The organism is Saccharomonospora amisosensis, from assembly GCF_011761185.1.
GTDB classification, from domain to species: Bacteria; Actinomycetota; Actinomycetes; order Mycobacteriales; family Pseudonocardiaceae; genus Saccharomonospora_A; species Saccharomonospora_A amisosensis.
On record NZ_JAAOYM010000001.1, the window covers coordinates 3,060,391 to 3,079,477 of the forward strand.

Annotated in this window: 21 protein-coding genes, 1 tRNA gene and 2 pseudogenes; 14 read left to right on the plus strand and 10 right to left on the minus strand. The window is 70.0% G+C overall.

All coding sequences use genetic code 11. From position 1 onward, the window contains the following. The first annotated feature begins 154 nt into the window (after positions 1-154). The 4 genes and pseudogenes from FHU38_RS14810 to FHU38_RS28185 form a co-directional block, all read left to right on the plus strand. The gene (locus tag FHU38_RS14810; protein ID WP_167171690.1) at positions 155-769 is read left to right on the plus strand and encodes a GPR1/FUN34/YaaH family transporter; all 615 of its coding nucleotides are present in this window, start codon (positions 155-157) and stop codon (positions 767-769) included. Between the two features lie 696 nt (positions 770-1,465). Continuing rightward, positions 1,466-1,897 (plus strand): DUF3592 domain-containing protein, encoded by a 432-nt coding sequence (locus FHU38_RS14815; RefSeq protein WP_167171692.1) that lies wholly within the window; start codon positions 1,466-1,468, stop codon positions 1,895-1,897. A gap of 26 nt (positions 1,898-1,923) precedes the next feature. Continuing rightward, complete coding sequence (locus FHU38_RS14820; RefSeq protein ID WP_167171696.1) at positions 1,924-2,721, plus strand: hypothetical protein; 798 nt, start codon at positions 1,924-1,926, stop codon at positions 2,719-2,721. 60 nt (positions 2,722-2,781) lie between these two features. Next, positions 2,782-2,944 (plus strand): annotated as a pseudogene (locus tag FHU38_RS28185) (IS5/IS1182 family transposase); the annotation flags it as partial. Between the two features lie 522 nt (positions 2,945-3,466). On the opposite strand, the gene FHU38_RS28190 reads toward FHU38_RS28185, so the two are convergent. The 5 genes and pseudogenes from FHU38_RS28190 to FHU38_RS14840 all read right to left on the minus strand — a co-directional run bounded on the left by FHU38_RS28190 (position 3,467) and on the right by FHU38_RS14840 (position 5,175). Continuing rightward, the gene (locus FHU38_RS28190) at positions 3,467-3,583 is read right to left on the minus strand and encodes a signal peptidase II (RefSeq protein ID WP_208416488.1); all 117 of its coding nucleotides are present in this window, start codon (positions 3,581-3,583) and stop codon (positions 3,467-3,469) included. Between the two features lie 5 nt (positions 3,584-3,588). After that, positions 3,589-3,726, minus strand: a pseudogene (locus FHU38_RS28195) (hypothetical protein); the annotation flags it as partial. A gap of 268 nt (positions 3,727-3,994) precedes the next feature. After that, positions 3,995-4,639: a methyltransferase family protein gene (locus FHU38_RS14830; RefSeq protein WP_243852258.1), complete on the minus strand. Its 645-nt coding sequence runs from the start codon at positions 4,637-4,639 to the stop codon at positions 3,995-3,997. Between the two features lie 69 nt (positions 4,640-4,708). Further along, a complete protein-coding gene (locus FHU38_RS14835; RefSeq protein ID WP_208415681.1) occupies positions 4,709-4,966 on the minus strand; it encodes a hypothetical protein in 258 nt (85 codons plus the stop codon). Between the two features lie 135 nt (positions 4,967-5,101). Then, a tRNA-Pro gene (locus FHU38_RS14840) sits at positions 5,102-5,175 on the minus strand. 205 nt (positions 5,176-5,380) lie between these two features. Here FHU38_RS14840 and FHU38_RS14845 point away from each other — a divergent pair. The 4 genes from FHU38_RS14845 to FHU38_RS14860 are packed head-to-tail and all read left to right on the plus strand — an operon-like array spanning position 5,381 to position 6,910. Next, positions 5,381-5,800, plus strand: a complete 420-nt coding sequence (locus FHU38_RS14845) for a fluoride efflux transporter FluC (RefSeq protein WP_167171699.1) — start codon at positions 5,381-5,383, stop codon at positions 5,798-5,800. Beyond that, positions 5,800-6,141 (plus strand): DUF190 domain-containing protein, encoded by a 342-nt coding sequence (locus tag FHU38_RS14850; protein ID WP_167171702.1) that lies wholly within the window; start codon positions 5,800-5,802, stop codon positions 6,139-6,141. The genes FHU38_RS14845 and FHU38_RS14850 overlap by 1 nt, the downstream gene beginning before the upstream one ends. Further along, entirely contained in the window at positions 6,138-6,515 is a 378-nt protein-coding gene (crcB, locus tag FHU38_RS14855; RefSeq protein WP_167171705.1) for a fluoride efflux transporter CrcB, read from the plus strand. Before FHU38_RS14850 ends, crcB begins: the two co-directional genes overlap by 4 nt. 17 nt (positions 6,516-6,532) lie before the next feature. Continuing rightward, entirely contained in the window at positions 6,533-6,910 is a 378-nt protein-coding gene (locus tag FHU38_RS14860) for a nitroreductase family deazaflavin-dependent oxidoreductase (protein WP_167171708.1), read from the plus strand. Here FHU38_RS14860 and FHU38_RS14865 read toward each other — a convergent pair. From FHU38_RS14865 to FHU38_RS14875, 3 genes are read right to left on the minus strand one after another with little or no spacing between them, the layout of a single operon-like run. Further along, positions 6,907-7,554 (minus strand): DUF6226 family protein, encoded by a 648-nt coding sequence (locus FHU38_RS14865; RefSeq protein WP_167171711.1) that lies wholly within the window; start codon positions 7,552-7,554, stop codon positions 6,907-6,909. The two genes, FHU38_RS14860 and FHU38_RS14865, sit on opposite strands and share 4 nt — an antisense overlap. A 9-nt stretch (positions 7,555-7,563) precedes the next feature. After that, entirely contained in the window at positions 7,564-8,517 is a 954-nt protein-coding gene (locus FHU38_RS14870; RefSeq protein ID WP_167171713.1) for an LLM class F420-dependent oxidoreductase, read from the minus strand. Further along, complete coding sequence (locus FHU38_RS14875) at positions 8,514-10,661, minus strand: S9 family peptidase (RefSeq protein ID WP_167171716.1); 2,148 nt, start codon at positions 10,659-10,661, stop codon at positions 8,514-8,516. The genes FHU38_RS14870 and FHU38_RS14875 overlap by 4 nt, the downstream gene beginning before the upstream one ends. Positions 10,662-10,777: 116 nt before the next feature. Between FHU38_RS14875 and rocD the strand changes: the two genes are divergently transcribed. Together rocD and FHU38_RS14885 are read left to right on the plus strand one after the other, a co-directional pair. Further along, positions 10,778-12,010, plus strand: a complete 1,233-nt coding sequence (gene rocD / locus FHU38_RS14880) for an ornithine--oxo-acid transaminase (protein WP_167171720.1) — start codon at positions 10,778-10,780, stop codon at positions 12,008-12,010. 51 nt (positions 12,011-12,061) lie between these two features. Continuing rightward, the gene (locus FHU38_RS14885) at positions 12,062-12,700 is read left to right on the plus strand and encodes a phosphatase PAP2 family protein (RefSeq protein ID WP_167171723.1); all 639 of its coding nucleotides are present in this window, start codon (positions 12,062-12,064) and stop codon (positions 12,698-12,700) included. Here FHU38_RS14885 and zapE read toward each other — a convergent pair. Next, positions 12,635-13,672 (minus strand): cell division protein ZapE, encoded by a 1,038-nt coding sequence (gene zapE, locus FHU38_RS14890; protein WP_167171726.1) that lies wholly within the window; start codon positions 13,670-13,672, stop codon positions 12,635-12,637. The two genes, FHU38_RS14885 and zapE, sit on opposite strands and share 66 nt — an antisense overlap. Positions 13,673-13,727: 55 nt before the next feature. Between zapE and FHU38_RS14895 the strand changes: the two genes are divergently transcribed. After that, the gene (locus FHU38_RS14895) at positions 13,728-14,498 is read left to right on the plus strand and encodes a pyrimidine reductase family protein (protein ID WP_167176092.1); all 771 of its coding nucleotides are present in this window, start codon (positions 13,728-13,730) and stop codon (positions 14,496-14,498) included. A gap of 97 nt (positions 14,499-14,595) precedes the next feature. Continuing rightward, positions 14,596-16,155, plus strand: coding sequence for an alpha/beta fold hydrolase (locus FHU38_RS14900; protein ID WP_208415682.1), 1,560 nt, complete (start codon positions 14,596-14,598; stop codon positions 16,153-16,155). Between the two features lie 8 nt (positions 16,156-16,163). Here the strand turns inward: FHU38_RS14900 and FHU38_RS14905 are convergent, their stop codons facing one another. Beyond that, positions 16,164-17,015 (minus strand): endonuclease/exonuclease/phosphatase family protein, encoded by an 852-nt coding sequence (locus FHU38_RS14905; RefSeq protein ID WP_167171729.1) that lies wholly within the window; start codon positions 17,013-17,015, stop codon positions 16,164-16,166. Between FHU38_RS14905 and FHU38_RS14910 the strand changes: the two genes are divergently transcribed. After that, positions 16,993-18,351: an AMP-binding protein gene (locus FHU38_RS14910; protein ID WP_313886786.1), complete on the plus strand. Its 1,359-nt coding sequence runs from the start codon at positions 16,993-16,995 to the stop codon at positions 18,349-18,351. The genes FHU38_RS14905 and FHU38_RS14910 overlap by 23 nt on opposite strands. A 72-nt stretch (positions 18,352-18,423) precedes the next feature. Next, the gene (locus FHU38_RS14915; RefSeq protein WP_167171732.1) at positions 18,424-19,086 is read left to right on the plus strand and encodes a TVP38/TMEM64 family protein; all 663 of its coding nucleotides are present in this window, start codon (positions 18,424-18,426) and stop codon (positions 19,084-19,086) included. Position 19,087 lies beyond the last annotated feature (1 nt).

Below are 19,087 nucleotides of genomic sequence, written 5' to 3' on the forward strand. Positions count from 1 at the left end.
GACGCCGGCTGCGGCCTGTCGCCACTGACCGAGCGCGGCACCGAAAGCGGGTAATGCCGCCGCGTCTCCGGCTTCCACCGCGGCCGGCCAACCGCCGGCCGCCACCCAGCTGACCGCATCCGAGGATCATTCGCAACTCAACGAGGAGTAAACGATGACCACTGCCGCTGCCACCGAGGCCCCACCCCGCTCCGTGCCCGAAGGTGACCCCGCCCTGATCGGCGTACCCACCTTCATCGTCGGCGCGACCGCGCTCGGCCTGGTGCTGACCGGGTACGTCCCGAGCGGCGCTGTCGGCGCGTCGATCGCGATCATCCTGCCTGCAACCGGCCTGGGCCAGCTTGTCGCCGCGGTGTGGGCCGCGGCGCTGGGCCAGAGCGCGGTCGCCGCCGTGTTCGGGGTGTTCACCGGGTTCTGGCTCAGCTACGCGGCACTGGTGCTCGGCCTTATCCATGGCTGGTTCGGCGTCTCCGGCGACGCGGCTGTCGCCACGCAGGGCCTGTTCCTGATCGCCTGGCTGGTCATGATCGTCCTGCTGACGCTGACCACCCTGCGGCTGCCCGCCGCGTTCACAGTGCTGTTCACGCTGATCGACCTCGCGCTCGCGCTCGTGCTGTACGGAACGGTGAGCGACTCCCCCGGCGCTACCACCGCGGGCGGGTACGTCGTGTTCGCCTTCACCGCGGTAGGGGTGTACCTGTTCGCCGGCGCACTTTCCACCGCGACAGGCGGCAGGCCACTGCCCCTGGGCCGCCCGGTACTGGGCTGAGAGGCTGGCCTTTACCGGTCATTGTTGGCTGCCACGGGGTCGCCACACGCTGCGCCGCTGGCGAGTGATCCAGGCCAGGGGCCGCTCGACCTTCCACGGCCATGTTGACCACCCCGATGTCCTTGCGAGATCCGGGCGGGATGCGCGGCGACAGTGCGGGCGTGTCGGGATGCTAACACCCCGACACGCCCGTACCTACTCACAAGTAGTGCCGCTGTGGAACTCTCAGGCCGCGCGCAGTGCAGCCCGCGATGCCGTCGATGCAGCCTGCGGCAGATGGCCGCGGACGAAATGACCGCCCGGCTCCCCGTACGACTCAGACCGGCTCTCGTATCCACCCTGGAGTTCCCGCCACAACGGTACGCAGCGGGACGCGCCGCACTCACGTACTCCTTTCCGCCACGCGCCAGCCGGATCACGCTGCCCTCAGCTACACCATCCCGCTACGACAGGACAGCGGCGAAGGTCTCCCATCTCCACTCGAATCGCAGCGCCTCACGGCGCAAACCGATCTTGAAACAGCACCAGCACCGAATCCGGCTTGCGCCGATGGCCGGTACCGCCGCTGCGTGTCCTCACCTCATGGCAGGCATCGGGATGCCGTCCTGGGTGTGCACCGGCGTCGGCCGGTCGTGGCGTTGAGGTGAATTTCGTCGAAGCACGCCGCTGAAGGTGGCGGCTCGATATTCTCTCCTCGTGACACCCGTTGATGCGCTGATGGCCGTCTCCGGCTGCATCGGGTTAGCCACACTGGTAGACGTCGCGGGCAAAGCCGTGCACCGACGGCGGCTCAGGCTGCGGGGTGTCCGCACGACCGCAACGGTGATCGACCACGTCGTTACGGAAACGCGCCGGGTCGGCGCCACAGTGGAGTCTCAACCTGTCAAGGACAAGCACTGGTACATCGTTGCCGAGTTCGAGTACGGCCCGGGACGCCTCATGCGCATCGCCGAACCGTGCAAGCGGCTCACCCCGGTCGGCGAGCAACTGGAGGTCGACTACCTACCGGACAAGCCCGACAACGCCCGGCTGCATGTCACAGCGGCGACGTTCGCCAGAGCGGTAGTGGTCCAGACCCTGGTGGGTCTGGTGTTTCTGATGCCGGTAGCCGGGATTGTCGGCTCCTGACGGACGCTGGCGGAACAGGGGAACTCGTGGGACCGGCAAGCATCGGTCGAATCATGGTCGTATGCGGGATCATCGTCCTGGGATTGCTGATGGGCGCGCCGTACCGGGTGTGGCGTCTGCGGCGGCACGGTGTGCGTACCACCGGCACGGTGTTGAAGCGCGTCATCGAACCGGACCAGGTTTCGCGCATGCGCGTGGACTTCGTGGACCAGCGCGGCCGACCGCAGAAGGTCATGCTCGCGCCGGTGGACACCGGCCGTGGCGTGATAGCGGTCCGTGAGACCTTCGACATCCTGTACCTCCCCGGAAAGCCACAGCACGCCCGGCCCGCCGACGTGACGGGCAAGCTGCTGGGAATGACGGCGACCTCGTTCCCAAGGGCCGGGTTTCTCATCATGTTGTATCTCTTCAAAGGGGAAGCCCTCCGGCGATGGCGGTTGCGCAAGCACGGTGTTCGGGCTGAGGCCACAGTGATCTGGCACCGCTACGACAGAGACCGGCAGACTCCGCGCAGGTGCGCGTTGATCTGGTACGTCGATCAAGATGGTCACACCCGCACGTTCCTGTCCCCCGCGCACGGAGGCGAACGTCTTCCGCCGAGGGGAAGGGAACTGCCGGTGATCTACCTTCCGCGCCATGTGAGGTCACGTCCTCCGGGCACTCCCGCCGAGGCGGTCTCGTTCGCGACCTTCGGCCGTTCGCAGGCACGCCTCGCCTACCAGGCCACTCCCGCGGACATTCCCTCTTACGCGACGCTGCTGTCCCACTTTCTACTGGGGTCCATCGTTCTGCTGCTGGGGTTCGCCATGTCCAGTGGGGACTAGCGCCGGAACCTCGTCCGGCGTTGGGACCGGCTGGGTTGTCCGAGGTGGACGGCCAAACTCCCACCACGTCACCGGTGGTTCTGCGGTGGACCGAGGACGGCCTCTGGGCACGGGTTCACCGCGCGGTTCTCGACGAGCCGGGTAGTCGGGGGTTGATCGACTGTTCCCGGGCCGGGGTGGATGCCGCCGCGGTGCGTGCGAAAAGGGTGGCGCCATGACCGGACTGTGAGTGGGCTGCGTCTGCAGCAGGAGTCCAGGAGCGATCACGGCCCGCCTGTACCGGTGCTGCTTCCACGACCGTTGAGGTTGGCGGCAACGAGATCGAACGAGGTTCGCGCGGCGTGGGAGGTGTCTTTGCCAGGAACTGGAGCGCTGCGCTTCCGGCCCCTGCGGCGACGCCGACGATGACGGCGACCGCGCGCAGATTCGGGCTGGGCCCGCGGCGCGTCGACGCGGCGCGGCTGCTTGGGGGACGGGGATGGAGCTGTGCCCAGGGCCAATCAGCCTGGGCATGCGGTATCCGGGCACGCGTTGCCTCTCCGGGTCGGGTGTGCTTGGCGGGCCTGCTTCGTTGCGCGAGCGTTATCACTACCCTGGATATACGCTCGCGAGGTCCTGCCCGCGCCACCGTATTCCGCCGACCTGCTACCAGCCTCGCTCGTACGCTGCGGAGAGTTTGCCGAACGCAGAGCTGGCTGGCGTCAGTCCGCACTGCCGCGGTCACGGGGACATTCCGCTCGCCGAGTCAAGTCCGTTCCCGACGGTCGCTTGGCTGCAAGAGACTGGCAAGCACGAGAAGGACCACGCCAACAGTGATGAGAGTGTCGGCGGCGTTGAAGGTGGGAAACCGGCCGGCGTGCAGTAGTCGGTGACGTAGCCGTCACCGCCGCGATCGATGAGGTTGCCGAGCACGCCGGAGAGCACCAGGGCGAAGCCCGCACGCCCGGCAAGCGGCGTGGAACAGCGACACGGTCGGCGCCAAGTCGTCCCGGTGGATCGCCGCAGGCAACTCGTCTGTCATCGCCATCGCCGGGTGATAGTACCTTCAGCAAATCAATCGGAAGACATCGGTGACAACGGTCATTCTCGATCGTCCATGGAGGAGCTGTCGGATGTCGACGAGCAAGGTCGAGCGGGGCTGCTGGATCAATCTCCTCGCCACGCCACGGGTGGCTGCCGTTCAACCGCCCGACGAGGACAGGTCAAGACCCACCGAAAAATCGGTGGAAAACAACGAGAATCCGTTGTCCACAAGCGCCCGATAGCCACACCCTCACACCCGTGCACCTGTTCGCGTGCCGGGCGTCAGCCTTCCGACGCCCGGCACGAACCGGCCGACGCGACCGGCGTAGCCGGCGAAGGCGTGGCCGTGGACGCGGCGAAGGTAGGGCTCCTCAACCACGCGCACCTGCAACTGCACGCCGACGATCAGCGCGACGACCCCTCCCAGCGCCAGCACGTTCGGCGCCAGCAACGCCAGCCCCACTGCCGCAGTGATCATTCCCGTGAAGATCGGATTACGAGCCAACGCGAAGATCCCGCCCGTGACCAACTCCGTTGCCTCCTCCGGGTCCACCCCCACCCGCCACGAGCTCCCCATTGCTTGCTGGGCGACCACGGTGACGGCGAACCCTGCGGCGGCGAGCAGTCCCCCAGCCGCGTAGCCGACACCGTGCGCCAGCCCGCCGACCGGTTCCAGCACGCCGCTGACCTGCAGCACCGGAGCCAGCAGTCCCACCAGAATCGCGAGGACGAAAAGTACACCGGCCATCCATTCGGCGGAGCCGACCCGGCCGCCCACCCCGTGAAAGCCCATCGATCCGGTCCGCCGCCACAGCAAGAACGATCGAAACCCGAACGCCACACCCAGGAACAACGCGTACAGACCGACCGCCACCCAGGCCATCGCCTCGGACATGATCACTCCTAAACAAGCATTGTCATATTGCCATGTCTGCATGAATAGTAGCGGTGCAGGCGCTGCAGTTCAAAATGGCACGTCAGACAGTGACGAGCGGGCCGGTACTCCCCTGATCGTGGCGTGGTCCAGGTAGCGCCTCGCATGGTCGCGTAGTGCTGGAGCGATCTGGACGACGACCTGCACGATGGCGCCAACTCCGATGCCGAGCAGGAACGCTGACAGCTCGGCGTTGTCGATCACGGCGCCGACGATGGTCGCCGCCCCGGCGAGTACGCCCAACCCAAGCGGGCGGGGGTCATAACGCGACCCCACTTGCCGCCACACACATGATCCACTCCAGAAACGCTCCTGCACACCGCTGTCGACCTTGAAAACACGGCACGCAACAAACGTGAACAAAACCCGAAAAAGCCCGCTGACCTGGGCTTCCACCCAGAGCCAGCGGGCTCATCCAGACCGTCGGGCTGACAGGATTTGAACCTGCGACCCCTTGACCCCCAGTCAAGTGCGCTACCAAACTGCGCCACAGCCCGGCCGCCACCTCGCTTCAAGATGACGGCCAAAGCCTACCTTGTCGTCGTAGCGGCTTCACACGCAGGTTCCCCGTCACGCTTCGTGGCTGGTCAGGCGGTGAAGCTCGCGGTGCTAGGCCGACCCCTCCTCAGTACGTGGTCACGCAGCGTGGCGCACCGGTGGGCCCGGGCGACCCGAGCGGGCGGCGTAGGCAATCATTGGGGCATGCGGCGAGCGGGTCAGTGGGACGTGCTGCTCGTGATCGCGGCGGGCGGCGCGCTGGGCAGCCTCGCCAGGTACGGGCTCACCGTGGCGTTGCCCCATCCTCGCGGCGGGCTGGCGCTATCCACCCTGCTGGCGAACGTCCTCGGCTGCCTGCTCATCGGCGTGTTGATGGTCGTGATCTCGCAGTTGGCGCAGCCGCACCGGCTGCTGCGACCGTTCCTCGGCATCGGCCTGCTCGGCGGGTTCACCACGTTCTCCACCTATGTCGTTGACGCGATGCGGTCGGTACTCGAGGGCCGCCCGGGGCTGGCCATCGGCTATGCCGTGGGCTCGGTGCTCGCTTCGCTGGTCGCGGTAGCCGCTGGGATGCTGGTGACCAGAGCCGTCATCCGGCGAGCCAGGCAAGCGGGAGGTGCGTGATGCGAGAGTCCGGCCGTGGACTGCGCCTGACGATCTATGTCGGTGAGGACGACGTCTGGCACCACCAGCCGCTCTACCACGAGGTGGTGCGCAGAGCCCGCGAAGCGGGGCTGGCAGGGGCGTCCGTGCTGCGAGGCATCGAGGGCTACGGCGCCAACTCGCTGATCCACACAAGCAGGCTGCTGTCGCTCTCGGAGGACCTACCGGTCGCGGTGGTCATCGTGGACAGGCCCGAGCGGGTTCGCGCGTTCCTGCCCGAACTGGACGAACTGATCGGGGAAGGGCTGGTGACGCTCGACGAGGTCGAGATGATCCAGTACATGAACCGGCGGGAACCGTGACGGCGGCACTGGTGCTGCTCGGCGGGGCGGCCGGTGCCGTGCTGCGCTACCTCGTCGACCGGCGGGTGCAGCGCGCCCACGCCTCGGCGTTTCCGTGGGGCACCCTGCTGGCCAACGTGACGGGCTCGGCACTGCTGGGCGTACTGGCAGGCTGGTCGCTGCTGGGCGGCGAACCGGACAGTGTGCGGGCACTTCTCGGCGTGGGACTGTGCGGCTCGCTGACCACGTTCTCCACCTTCGGCTACGAGACGATCCGCCTGCTCACCGAACGGGCCCGGCTCTACGCCGTCGCCAACGTCGTGGTCACCGTGCTCGCCGGGTTCGGGGCGGCGGCAACCGGCCTGGTGCTCGCCATGGCCATCTGGTCACGCTAGGTGTCACACTGGGTGCCGTGGTGCTTCCGAAGCGACTGGCCCGGTTCAACAAGGTCGCCACCAACCGCGTCACCCGGCTGGTGGCGCCGCGACTGCCGGGGTTCGCGATGCTCACCCATACCGGCCGCAGGTCGGGCCGTCGATACCGCATCCCGCTCAACGTCTTCCGCGCGGGCGGCGACTACGTGATCGCACTGACGTACGGGCCCGACGCCGACTGGGTGAGGAACGTGCTCGCGGCCGGTGGCTGCGAACTGCGCACCCGAGGCGAAGACGTGCGGCTCACCAACCCCAGGCTCGTGCACGACGAGACCCGCTCTGCCATGCCCTTCCCGGTACGCCAGGTGCTGGCGCTCGTCGGTGTCACCGACTTCCTCCACCTGACGCCTTCCTAGTACCAGGCAGCCCCGTGCACTGTGGGGTAGCGGGATCTTCCACGACGCGCGTCGGCGAGAATGGTCTCGACATGCCTGACATCGCCCCGGTGCTCGGCTGACCAACCCGACCGCATCCCGATGACCCTGCCGCGCTTGGTGGTGACGTGCACGAAGTCGCCTTCCACCACGGAGAGCACCTGTTCGTCGAACTGCGACAGCAGGTCGTCCGACCCGCTGTCGCAGGCGTCGCAGCCGCAGTCGGGCACGGTCGCCAGGTAGACGGCGGGTTCCGCGGCGCCGATGATCGCTACGGCGTCAGGCACGCCGCTCAGGCTCGCGAATCCGAGTAGCAGACAAAGCGCGCCGTCCCGGGTCGGACGCACCCGGATCGCGGTCTCGGGGGTAACGCTCGGGACCTCCCGCCAGGCATCGCCGGGATCGGCGACTTCCTCCAGGGTCGCCAGGCCCGCATCAATCAGCGCGCGTGTCCACGCCCGCGCGCGGGCGTGCAGGATGCGGTACTTGCCCGGCTCGGTGCAGCGGGAGTACTCCTCCTCCACCGGTTCGGCGCCATCGGGATGCGGATCTGGCCACCCCGGTGTCGTCGCCGCGGTGCGGCCGAACTCCGCCGTCACCGCTTCCAGCAGCAGCCGCGTCTCCACCGCAGCACCCTAGCGCGGCGCCAGTGCCTCCACCTGCTCCACCGGATCACCCCCGGTGGGCAGCAGCGCGATCACCGGAGTTGTCAGGCCGTTGTCGACGTAGGAGTGCAGCCGCTCGCGGCAGGCCTGCGGGCTGCCGTGCGCGATCAACTCGTCGACCACCTCGTCAGGGATCGCCGCGTTGGCCTGCTTGCGGTCCCCCGCCGCCCAGGCGCGCTGCATCGGCTCAAGCGCATCTCCCCTGCCCAGCCACTCATGGAACGCGCGGTACACGGGCACGGTCAGGTAGCTGCTGATGAGCAACCGGCCTAGACCGCGAGCCGCATCGGCGTCCTCTGTGGGACACACGAAGATCCTCGCGGCGAGTTCGGTTCCGGCACTCACCTCGGCACGCACCGTCCGCACGTCTTCCGGCGACAGCCAGTTCGTGATCGCGCCGTCGGCCTCTGTGGCCGCCAGCCGCAGCATCCCGGGCCGCAACGCGGCCAGCATGATCGGCGGCGGCGGGTTCGGTGGGCGCTCCAGGCGGAACTTGCTCACCGAGAACGTGGGATACTCCGCGCTGACCTTCTCCCCCGCCAGCGCGGAGCGCAGGAACCGCAGCGTGTCGCGCACGCGGGCGTAGGGCTGGGTGAACTCCGCGGCGTTCCAGTTGCCCACGACCACAGGGGAGGATGCGTCGATGCCGAGCACGAACCTGCCAGGCGCGCACTCGGCGAGGGTCGCCGCGCTCATCGCGAGCAGTCCAGGACCGCGGGTGTAAACCGGCACGACGGCGGTGCCGAGGCGAAGTGTCGGCGCCCACTGGGATGCCAGCACCAGCGGGGTGAACGCGTCGGTGCCCGCCGTTTCGGCCGACCACACGTCGGTGTAACCGAGGTCGGGCAGCCGTTCGATGATCTCCCGGTGCGCGGGCAGCGGCACACCGGTGAGCGGCACCGTCAGTCCCCAGCGGGTGGTCACCTCGCGTCCTCCCCGGTGTGTTCCGACACGGCTGCGAGTTCTCGCTTCAGCCACGCGACCTGGGTGAGCATCAGGTTCTCCGCGACCTCCTCGGCCTGCGGCGACATGTGTGTGGCGCCCGCCAGCGGCAGGAAGGTGTGCTGCCTGCCCGCGGCCAGCAGCGCCGCCGACAGCCGCAGCGAGTGGGCGACGAACACGTTGTCGTCGGCCAGTCCGTGCACGATCAGCAGCGCGCGCCGCAGGTTCGCCGCGTCGGCGATGAGCGAGTTGCGCTCGTAGCGGGCCGGGTCCTGGTCCGGGTGGCCGAGGTAGCGCTCGGTGTAGTGCGTGTCGTACAACGACCAGTCCGTCACCGGTGCGCCCGCGACGGCGGCATGGAAGACGTCCGGCCTGCGCAGCACAGCGAGAGCGGAAAGGTAGCCGCCGTAGGACCAGCCCCTGATGCTCACCCGGCCGAGGTCGAGCAGCCCCGGGTGTTCCAGCGCGACCGCGTGCAGCGCGTCGACCTGGTCGGCGAGGGTGACCTCCGCCAGCCTGCCCGCGATCTCCTTCTCCCACGCCGGGCCCCGGCCAGGCGTGCCCCTTCCGTCGGCCACCAGTACCGCGAAGCCCTGGTCGGCCAGCCACTGTGGAGTGAGGAAGGCGTTGCGGCTGCGCAGCACCCGCTGGGCGTGTGGTCCGCCGTAGGGATCGAGCAGCACCGGCAGCGGGCCGTCCTCCGGCCGGTGCCCGGTGGGCAGCACCAGCGCGGCCCGCAACTCGCGCTCGCCCACGGTGAGCAGCATCGGGTCCGGCGCGATTCCCGGGTCCACTGTGTACGAATCGATCCTCGCCGCGGGCTTTCCGTTGACGAGCACGTTGACTTCGGGGCCGCTGCGATTCAGACTCCACGACGACAGCACGGTGACCGCCGCGGTGCCCGAACCGACATGCACACCCTCCTTTTCGGACAGCCGTTCGACGCCGGAACCGTTGGTGCGGTAGACATGAAGCTGTGTCGGGTCACCTTCGGAGGCGCTGAACAGCACCTCGTCGCCCACGTGTAGCACTGCGCGTACCTGCAACGAGGGTTGCGTCACCGGCGTACCGTCGACGAACAGCCGGTAGCTGTCGCCAACCACGCTCACGTGCACCAGCCTGCCGTCGCTGGTCCACGCCGGAACGCCGCGCACGATCTCCACCCAGTCCGGATCGGTGTCGGTGTGCAGCAGCCGCGTGGATCCGTCGGAGGGGTCGACGGCGTGGATCTCGAGCCGGCGCTGGTCACGCGGTTGCACGGCGATCAGCGGCGGCCCGCCTGCTGACCAGTGCACGGCCGCGAGGTACTCCCAGCCTCCCGGCTCGACGTCGACGCGGTTGCCTTCTAGGTCCACAATGGACAGTGAAACGTCGACGTTGGTCGTTCCAGCGGCCGGATAGGCCACGGTCGTGGCCTGCGTGTCCGGGTTGACGGGGTCGGCGATGGTCCAGCGGGGCACGGCGGAGCGGTCGCTGCGCTCCACCAGCACGCTCCTGCCGTCCGGGGCCCACCAGTAGCCGCGCACCCTGCCGAGTTCCTCGGCGGCGATGAACTCCGCGAGGCCCCACGCGATGTCGTCGCCCTCCTCGTCCACCAGCGTCCGGTCGGAGCCGGTGGCCAGCTCCAGAACCCGCAGCCTGCGCTCGCTGACGTAGGCCACGTGGCTGCCGGTGGGATCGGGCCTCGGGTCCACCACGGCGCCCTCGACAAGCAGTCGGACCTGCCCCGTGGCCAACTCGACGGCGTAGAGCTTGCCGGAAAGCGAGAAGGTCGCGACGGTGAACTCGTTGTCCACGGCGTAGCCGACCACCCCGCCGGAGGTCTCCCTGGCCCGCTCCCGCCGCGCGCGCTCCTCCGGCGGCAGCTCCTCCTCACCCGGCAGCAGCGCGACCGCGTCCACCACCTTCGACTCCTCACCGGAGGCGACGTCGAGCGACCACAGGCTGTTGCGCCTGTCGGTGCCCGACTCCGCACGCAGGAACAGCACGCGGGAACCGTCGGGTGAGACCAGGAACTCCTTGGGAGCGCCGAGGGTGAATCGTTGGGTACGGGCCTGCCTGCGCAGGAAGGAAAGATCGTCCGTCACGAGAGCCCACTCTCGCACGTGCCACCGGGGCCGCGCCATCACCCGCCCCGTGCGCAACAATTCCGCACCGAACCGTCATAGATACGCAACGAACAGCGATATGCAGCAAGGTATAGCGGATGAACAGTTCAGCGAGTTCGCCCTACGCTGAACGCATGACGACCTTCGCCGACGACACCACGGACCTGACCTCCTCAGCGCTGATCGCACTCGACGAGCGCTGGAGCACGCACAACTACCACCCGCTTCCGGTGGTGATCGCGCAGGCGGAGGGCGCGTGGGTGACCGATGTGGAGGGCGAACGCTACCTGGACTTCCTTGCCGGCTACTCGGCACTGAACTTCGGGCACCGGCACCCCGCGCTCGTCGCCGCCGCGACCGAGCAACTCGGCAGAGTTACCTTGACCTCTCGGGCGTTTCACCACGACCAGCTCGGCCTGTTCTGCCGCGAACTCGCCGAACTGACCGGCACCGAGCTGGTGCTGCCGATGAACTCCGGTGCCGAAGCGGTGGAGTCGGCGATCAAGGTGGCACGCAAGTGGGCCTACCGGGTGAAGGGCATCCCCGACGGCACGGCGCAGATCGTGGTCGCGGCGGGGAACTTCCACGGCCGCACCACCACGATCGTGTCCTTCTCCACCGACGAGGTCGCCAGAGCCGACTACGGGCCCTTCACGCCAGGTTTCGTGGTGGTCCCCTACGGCGACACCGAGGCGCTCGCCGCGGCGATCACCGACCGCACCGCCGCCGTTCTCATCGAGCCCGTACAGGGCGAGGCGGGCGTCATCGTCCCCCCGGACGGCTACCTCACCGAAGTCCGCGGGCTGTGCGACGAGGCGGGCGCGCTGCTCATCGCCGACGAGATCCAGTCCGGCCTCGCCAGGACCGGCACCGTACTTGCGCTGGATCACGAGCGGGTGCGGGCGGACCTGTACACGCTGGGTAAGGCGCTCGGCGGCGGGATCGTGCCGGTTTCCGCAGTGGTGGGCCGCGCCGACGTGCTCGGGGTGCTGCGGCCCGGCGAGCACGGCTCCACCTTCGGTGGCAACCCGCTGGCGTGCGCGGTGGGCAGGGCGGTGGTGCGGCTGCTCGCCACCGGGGAGTTCCAGCAACGCGCCACCGCGCTGGGGGCACGCCTGCACGCGCGGTTGTCCGAACTCATCGGCGACGGGCTGACCGAGGTACGGGGGCGTGGCCTGTGGGCGGGGATCGACATTGATCCCGACGGCCTCACCGGCAGGCAGGCGGCCGAGAAGCTGCTGCGCCACGGCGTGCTGTGCAAGGAGACCCACGGACACACCCTGCGGCTGGCCCCGCCCCTGATGATCAGCGAGCAGGACCTTGAACGTGGCCTGGACGCCATCGCGACGGTGGTGACTTCGCGGTAGTCGCCACGGCGAGGCCCGTTCGGTCGAGCCCGGCTGCGGCACCATGGGTCTGTGCAGACTCGCGCCTTGGCCGGGCTCGCGGCCGCCGGCGGTGCCTTCACGCTCGTGTTCGGGCTACCGCTGGCCGGTGACAGCACCGCCAACCGGGTGGACCGCGCCGTCGCCACGATCGTGCAAGCTGGGCTCGGTGGCCGCGAGTTGCTGCTCCACCTGCTCCTGCTGCCCATGGAACTGCCGCTGGTGCTGCTGGCCGTCGCGGGCATCGCGGGTACCTGCCTGCGGCGGCACCGCCCGGCGGCTGCCGTGCTCGCGGTCACCGCACCCGCCACGGCTGTGGCGTTGAACACATGGCTGCTGAAGCCGGCTTTCGGCCGCCGCTACGGCGAGAACCTCGTCTACCCCAGCGGGCACACCGTGCTGTTCGTGTCGGTACTCACGGTGCTCGTGATCCTCGCGCGCACCGGAAGGCAGCGCGGCCTCGTGCTGGCGGCGGGGGCGGTGCTGCTGGCCCTGGCAGGCATAGCGATGGTGGGGTTGGGCTACCACTACGCCACCGATGTCGTGGGCGGGGTCGGGTTCGGGGTGACCGTCACCGCCGCAATCGCCGTGTTGGTGGAACGGCTGTTACCCGGCGGGCTGCGAGGCGACCGCGTCCCTGGCCAGCGCGGTGAGCCTGCTGAGGGCCCGTAGGTACTTCTTGCGGTATCCGCCTGCCAGCATCTCCTCGGTGAACAGGGTGTCCAGCGGCGCACCCGAGGTCAGCACGGGTATGGCACGGTCGTAGAGCCGGTCGGCGAAGGCGACCAGCCGAAGCGCGATCGCCTGGTCGGCAGCCGGTCGCACGCCACGCAGGTGCACGGCGGAGACCCCGTCCACCAGTCGCCCGTAGCTCGATGGATGCAACCGTGCCAGGTGGTCGCACAGCGCGTCGAAGTGGTCCAGCGTCGCACCGGACCGGGCCCGTGCCGACGCCGCGAGTTCGTCGTCGCTGACCGGCTCCGGCGGCTCGGGAAGCCCACGGTGCCGATAGTCGGGTCCGTCCACGCGCACTACGTCGAATCTGGCGGAAAGCGACTGGATCTCCCGCAGGAAGTCCTCTGCCGCGAAGCGCCCCTCACCGAGCTTGTCCGGCAGCGTGTTGGACGTCGCCGCCACGAACACCCCCGCGTCGGTCAGTTCCCGCAGCAGCCGGTTGACCAGCATCGTGTCGCCGGGGTCGTCCAGCTCGAACTCGTCGATGGCCAGCAGGCGGTGTCCGCTCAGCCTGCGCACCGCCTCGGCGAACCCCAGCGCGCCGACCACGTGCGTGAGCTCGACGAACGTGCCGTACGACTTGGGGCCGGGCACCTCGTGCCAGATCGAGGCCAGCAGGTGCGTCTTGCCCACCCCGAATCCGCCGTCGAGGTAGAGGCCCTGCCGTCCCTGCCCGGTGTCGCGCCTGCGCAGCAACGACCGCCAACCCTTGGCACGCGCCGACGAGTCGGCGAGGCGCGTCGCGAACTCCGAGCACGACCGAACCGCCTCGCTCTGGCTGGGCTCGGCCGGGTTGGGCACGTACGTGGAGAAGCGGACGCGGTCGAACCTCGGCGGCGGGACCAGTGTGGAGACGAGTTCGTCGGCGCCGATCTCCGGCCGTCTGGCGGTCAGCTGCTCGGTGGGCATGGCGGTCAGGGTATGTGCTGCCCCCGGTCAGCCGGTCCGCACGGCACGTGTTGGGATTGACACCGTGCATCGTCTGTGGCCCATCCCACCGGACGCGGCGTCGGCCGCTCCGCTCACCGACGCCGACCTGGAAGAGCTCTACGGCTATCCCGCTCAACTGAGCAGGCCATGGGTGCAGGCCAACTTCGTCTCCTCGGCCGACGGCGCGGTTGCCGTCGGCGAACGCTCGGAAGGGCTTTCGCACCCGGCGGACAAGCGGATCTTCGCGCTCGGCCGGGACCTGGCGGACGTGATCCTGGTCGGTGCGGGGACGGTGAAGGCGGAACGGTATCGGGGGGCCAAGCCGGGCGAGGTGCGGGTGGAGCGCAGGCGCAGGCACGGGCTCGCGGACGTGCCGCCGATCGCGGTGGTCAGCGGTCGCTGCACCGTCGCGCCCGACGATCCCGTGGTGTCCGACACGATCGTGCCGCCGATCATCGTCACCACGGCGGGTGCGCCGAGACAGCGCAGGGACGCGCTGGCCGAGGCAGGGGCCGAGGTGGTGGTCGCGGGTGAGCACGCGGTGGGGCTGCCTGCGATGCTCGCGGTGTTCGCGCGACGCGGCCTGCTGCGGGTCAACTGCGAGGGTGGACCGCACCTGTTCGCCTCACTGGTCGCCGACGACCTGGTGGACCAGCTCTGCCTGACGCTGGCACCACTGCTGGCCGGGGCGGGCGCCGACCGGATCGTCGCGGGCAGGTCCGCCGCCGTGCCGCGCCGCATGCGGCTGGCGTCACTGTTGCACGAGGACGGTTTCACCATGCTGCGATACCGCCGCGACCAGTGAGGTCGTCGAGGTCGGGCGCGGATGCGTCGCTCACGTCGTCCTCACCGCGGCCGTGCCAGGCTGGAAGCGCAGGGACCCACGAGCACGGGAAGTGAGGATGCGATCAGTGCCGCGTCGTGGTCGTGCCCGCAGGCACCTCGCCCTCGCCGCGCTGGCTTCGGTGTTGCTCACCGCGTGCACGGCGGGCCCGTCGGCCCGCCCGCCGGTGGTGGAGAACGACGGACCAACGCCGCAGCAGCCACCCAGCTCGTCGCGGCAGGTCCCGTTGCCTGGACTGGAGGAGCCGGGTGAGTCGCGGATCGACTGGTCGCGATGCGGCACTGAGGTTCTCGACCGGCTCGGTGAGCGCCCGGGTGACTCGCCAAGCGTTTCGTGTGCTCGCATGACGTCCACCTTGGACGCGCCCGACCTGCCCGGCAGGGGGATCACGCGGATCGGGTTGCTCAAGGCGGGCGAAGGGCCGGTGCCGCTTGTGGTGGTCAACGACGTGGACGGCGAGCCGGGAACGCTATACGCCGCGCGCCTCGCCGCGTCGATGCCGAGCGAGTTGCTTCGGCGGTTCTCGCTGATCGGCGTGGACCGCAGGGGCACGGGCACCTCGGACCCGGTGCGGTGCGTTCCCGGCGACGTACGAGCGACGCTGCTGGACACCGATCCCACGCGCTCCTTCGACACGCTGCTGGACGCCGCCCGGGTGGCCGGGCAGCAGTGCGCGATCAACCTTGAGGACCAGCAGCCCGCGCTGGACAGCTGGCGCACCGCGGGCGACCTGGACGAGTTGCGTGAGCAGCTGGGTCTGCGCCACCTCAACGCACTCGGCCACGGTGAGGGCTCCAGGGTGGTCGCGCTCTACGCCGCGCGCTACCCCGGCAGGGTCGGCCGGACGGTCCTCGACGGTGTGCCCGACCCTTCCACCGACATGGTGACCGTGCTCGACGGTGTCGCGGCGGGAGCCGAGGCCACGTTGGACGCGTTCTCCTCCGACTGCGCGAGCCGGGAATGCGCGCTCGGCGGGGACGCCCGCGCCAAGGTCGCCGAACTGGCCGAACAACTGCGCGCGCGCCCGCTGAGCACCGCCGACGGCATCACCATGGGCGCGCCACTGGCGCTGCGGGCTGTGCTGCAGGGGCTCGCCGATCGGCAGCGCTGGCCGCAACTCGCCGATGCGGTCACGGCGGCACGGTCAGGTGACGCCGGCCCGCTGGCGGAGTTCGTCAGGCCGCTGCTGCTGGAGTCGCAGGACTCCGCGGCGCGGTTGGACGGCAGCCTCGCGACCCGGTGCAACGACTCCGTCACCCGGTTGCCCGCCGACCGGCTTCGCCGGGTGGCGCGCGAACTCGGTGACAGGCACGCGGTATTCGGCTCGGTGGTGGCACAGGAACTGGCCTGGTGCAGCCCGTGGCCCAGCCGCGCCGAGCCCGCACCCGAGATCGGCGTCGAAGGGGCGCCTCCGATGCTGGTGGTGAGCACCGCGGTGGACCCGGTGACTCCGGAGCGAGGCACGATCCGCGCCGCGGAGCGGATGCCCAGTGCCGTGCGGATCGCCTGGCAGGGCAGCGGCCACGGCGCGCTGACCTCGGCGTGCGTCATGCGGGCGGTGCGGGGTTTCCTCGTCGACGGCGACGTGCCGCGTGACGGCACGTTGTGTCCGGCCTGAGCCGCCTCTCAACCGAGGTCGAGTCGCAACAGGGCCAGCACCGGCAGGTGGTCGGACGCCGACGACCGCGGTACCCGCGCTCCCTCTACCCGCATCGGCCCGGCGAAGGTGATGTAGTCGATGCGCTTCACCGGCCGAGGCGCGGGGTAGGTGAGCCCGCCCCGCCTCGTTCCCCACGCGTCGCGTACCCGCTGGAACAGTGGACCCAGCTCCGGTGCCGCCGGTTCGGCGTTGAGGTCGCCGAGCAGCACCTGACGGGCCTGCGGCGGGTCGCCGTCGAGGACGCGCACCGTCTCGGCCACCTGGGTGCGCCGCACGGCCGGGTCGGCGCGGTAGTCCAGGTGCGTGCTGTAGACATGCACGTGCCTGCCGCGCACCGACACCACCGCCTCGGCGAACCCCGGCATCGGTGTGGGCGAACGCGGTGGGCCCACCGTCGACTTCCGCGTCAGCTCGTGGTTGGTCGTGGCGACGATCGGATGGCGGCTGAGAATGGCGACGCCGAAGCGGCGCCGTTGCGAGTGCCCCGGCTCGGGGTCCAGGTCGTAGATCGGCGCGAAGAACACCCGCATCCCCGTCAGCTCGGCCAGTCGCGTGGCCTGGTCGACGTAGTCGCTGCGGGCGGAGAAGTGCACGTCCACCTCCTGCAGGCCGACCACGTCGGCTCGGCTGTGCCGGATGACCTCGGCGACGCGTTCGAGGTCGAGTTCGCCGTCGGCACCGATTCCGGCGTGCATGTTGAAGCTGACCGCCCGCAGCACGTCCGGCGGGCCGCCGGGTGCCGCTGTTCCAGAGAGCGCCGTTAGCACCGTGAACGCCAATACCGTCAGCACGCTGGTGAACACCCTCAGCGACCGCATGCCGCCCAACCTAGCCGGTCTTGACGGCGGCGTGGGCCAGGTGCTTCGCTGGCCCCCGGTGAATCTTCTGTCGTTGCTCTCGGACCTGACCAAGCGCGACCCCCACGCCATCATCGCGATCGACGTCGATCCCGACCGACCCGCACACGTGAGCCGTGCCGAGCTGTGGCGCAGGACGCTGCAGCTGCGGGCGGATCTGGCCACGGCGGGTGTCGCGCGTGGCGATGCCGTTGCGGTGTGCCTGCCCAACTGGTCCACCTGGCTCGACTGGCACGTCGCGGCCGCCTCGCTGGGCGCGCACGTGGTCGGTCTGCGACCACACTGCGGGGCAGAAGAGGTGACACCGGTGCTCCAGCGAGCCAGGCCCCGGGTGGTCGCGCTGCCGCACGCGCTACCCGGGTCACAGCTGCCGGACCTGCTGCGCGAAGCCACCGCGGGCGGCCAGCTCGCCCCGCCGGCTGTGGCCGTGGTCGCGGGCCCGCACGGCGAACCGCCGGTGGACCCGTCAGGCTACGACGTCGGAGGCGGCGCCTGGTTGCCCAGTGCGACGACCGCGGGCATGCCGATGCCGGTGACCAGCGGCGACGAACTCGCCGTGGCCTTCGCTCCCTCGCTCGCGGCTCACCTGGAGTCCTCGCTCGTGCGCTTCGCCGTCGACACCGCGCTGGCCATCGGATTGCGGCACGACGATGTGCTGGTGTGCGCCGAACCGCTGAGTTCACCACTGGGCCTCGGCTCGGCGCTGGCCGCCGTGGCGGGCGGGGCGACCTGCCTGCTCGAACCGACGCTGAAGCCGGGGAACCTGCTCGCCGCGCTGTCCCGCTTCGCGGCCACACACCTTGCCGCCGCAGGCGAGGTGATCTCGAAGCTGGCGAGGCAGTGGCACGACACGGCGGGGCCGAAAGTACCGAACTCGTGGCGCTGGCTCGGCGTCGCGCTAGCCGAGCGGGACATGGCCGAGCTCGCTCACCGGGCGGAGAAGGAACTGGGCGTCACGGTGTCGGGGCTGTACGGCTCCGCGGAGGTGCTGAGCCCGGCCGCGTTGTGGCCGCCGGACTCGGCGGCGCCTCGGCGGTGGTCGGCGGGCGGGCTGCCGGTGTCGAAGGACATCGAGGTCCGCGTCGTCGACCCGGACTCCGGCAGGCCGCTGCCCCCCGGTGAGACGGGAGAGCTGCAGTTTCGCGGCTACTGCCTCGTCGACCACTACCTCGGCGAGCCTGCCGCCCCGGCGCGGGTCACCGAGGATGGTTGGCTGTCGACGGGCGACCGCGGTGCGCTGCTCGGGAACGGTGAGTTCCGGCACGAAGGCCGGATCGCGGCGGTCGCGCGCGACTGAGCCCAACCATGAGTCCGTTGTGGACAGGTGTCGGCGCGAGGCGTGGTCAGCTTGTGCTCTACCGTTGAGCGCGTGGCGGGTGCGAGGAGATTGCTGGGCGGGCTCGCGGCCGTCGGTGTACTGACCGCCGCGGCGCTGTTGCTGCCGATCCCCGGCCCCGCCGAACTGCGGGCGTGGGCGAGCGGGGCGGGAGCGGCGGGGGCGCTGGTGTTACTGCTGGCCTACGCACTGCTGACGGTGGCTCCGATTCCACGGACGGTGTTCAATCTCGCCGCGGGCCTGCTACTCGGCGAGGCGCTCGGTATCGCCGTGGCGGTTGTGGCGACGGCGATCTCGGGGTGCCTGGCGTTCCTGCTGGCCAGGGCGGCGGGCGGGGACCTGCTTTCCCGCCTTTCTCGCGGGAGGCGGCTGCGTGCCGTGGCCGAGCGGCTCGCCGACGGCGGTGCGCTCGCGGTCGCCTCGCTGCGGCTCATCCCGGTGCTGCCGTTCGCGCCACTGAGCTACTGCTGCGGGCTTTCGCCGCTGCGGCTTCGCCCCTACCTGACCGGGACCGTGCTCGGCAGCCTGCCGGGAACGGTGGCCGTTGTGGTGCTCGGTGACGCGCTCACCGGCACGACCCCACCCGCACTCGTCGGCTGCTATCTCGCCTTCGCCGCACTCGGCGCGCTGGGTCTTTCGCGTGTGCTCTCTTCGGCGCAACGCCCTGCTCCACTGCCCGCGCGGGCGGGCGAGTAGG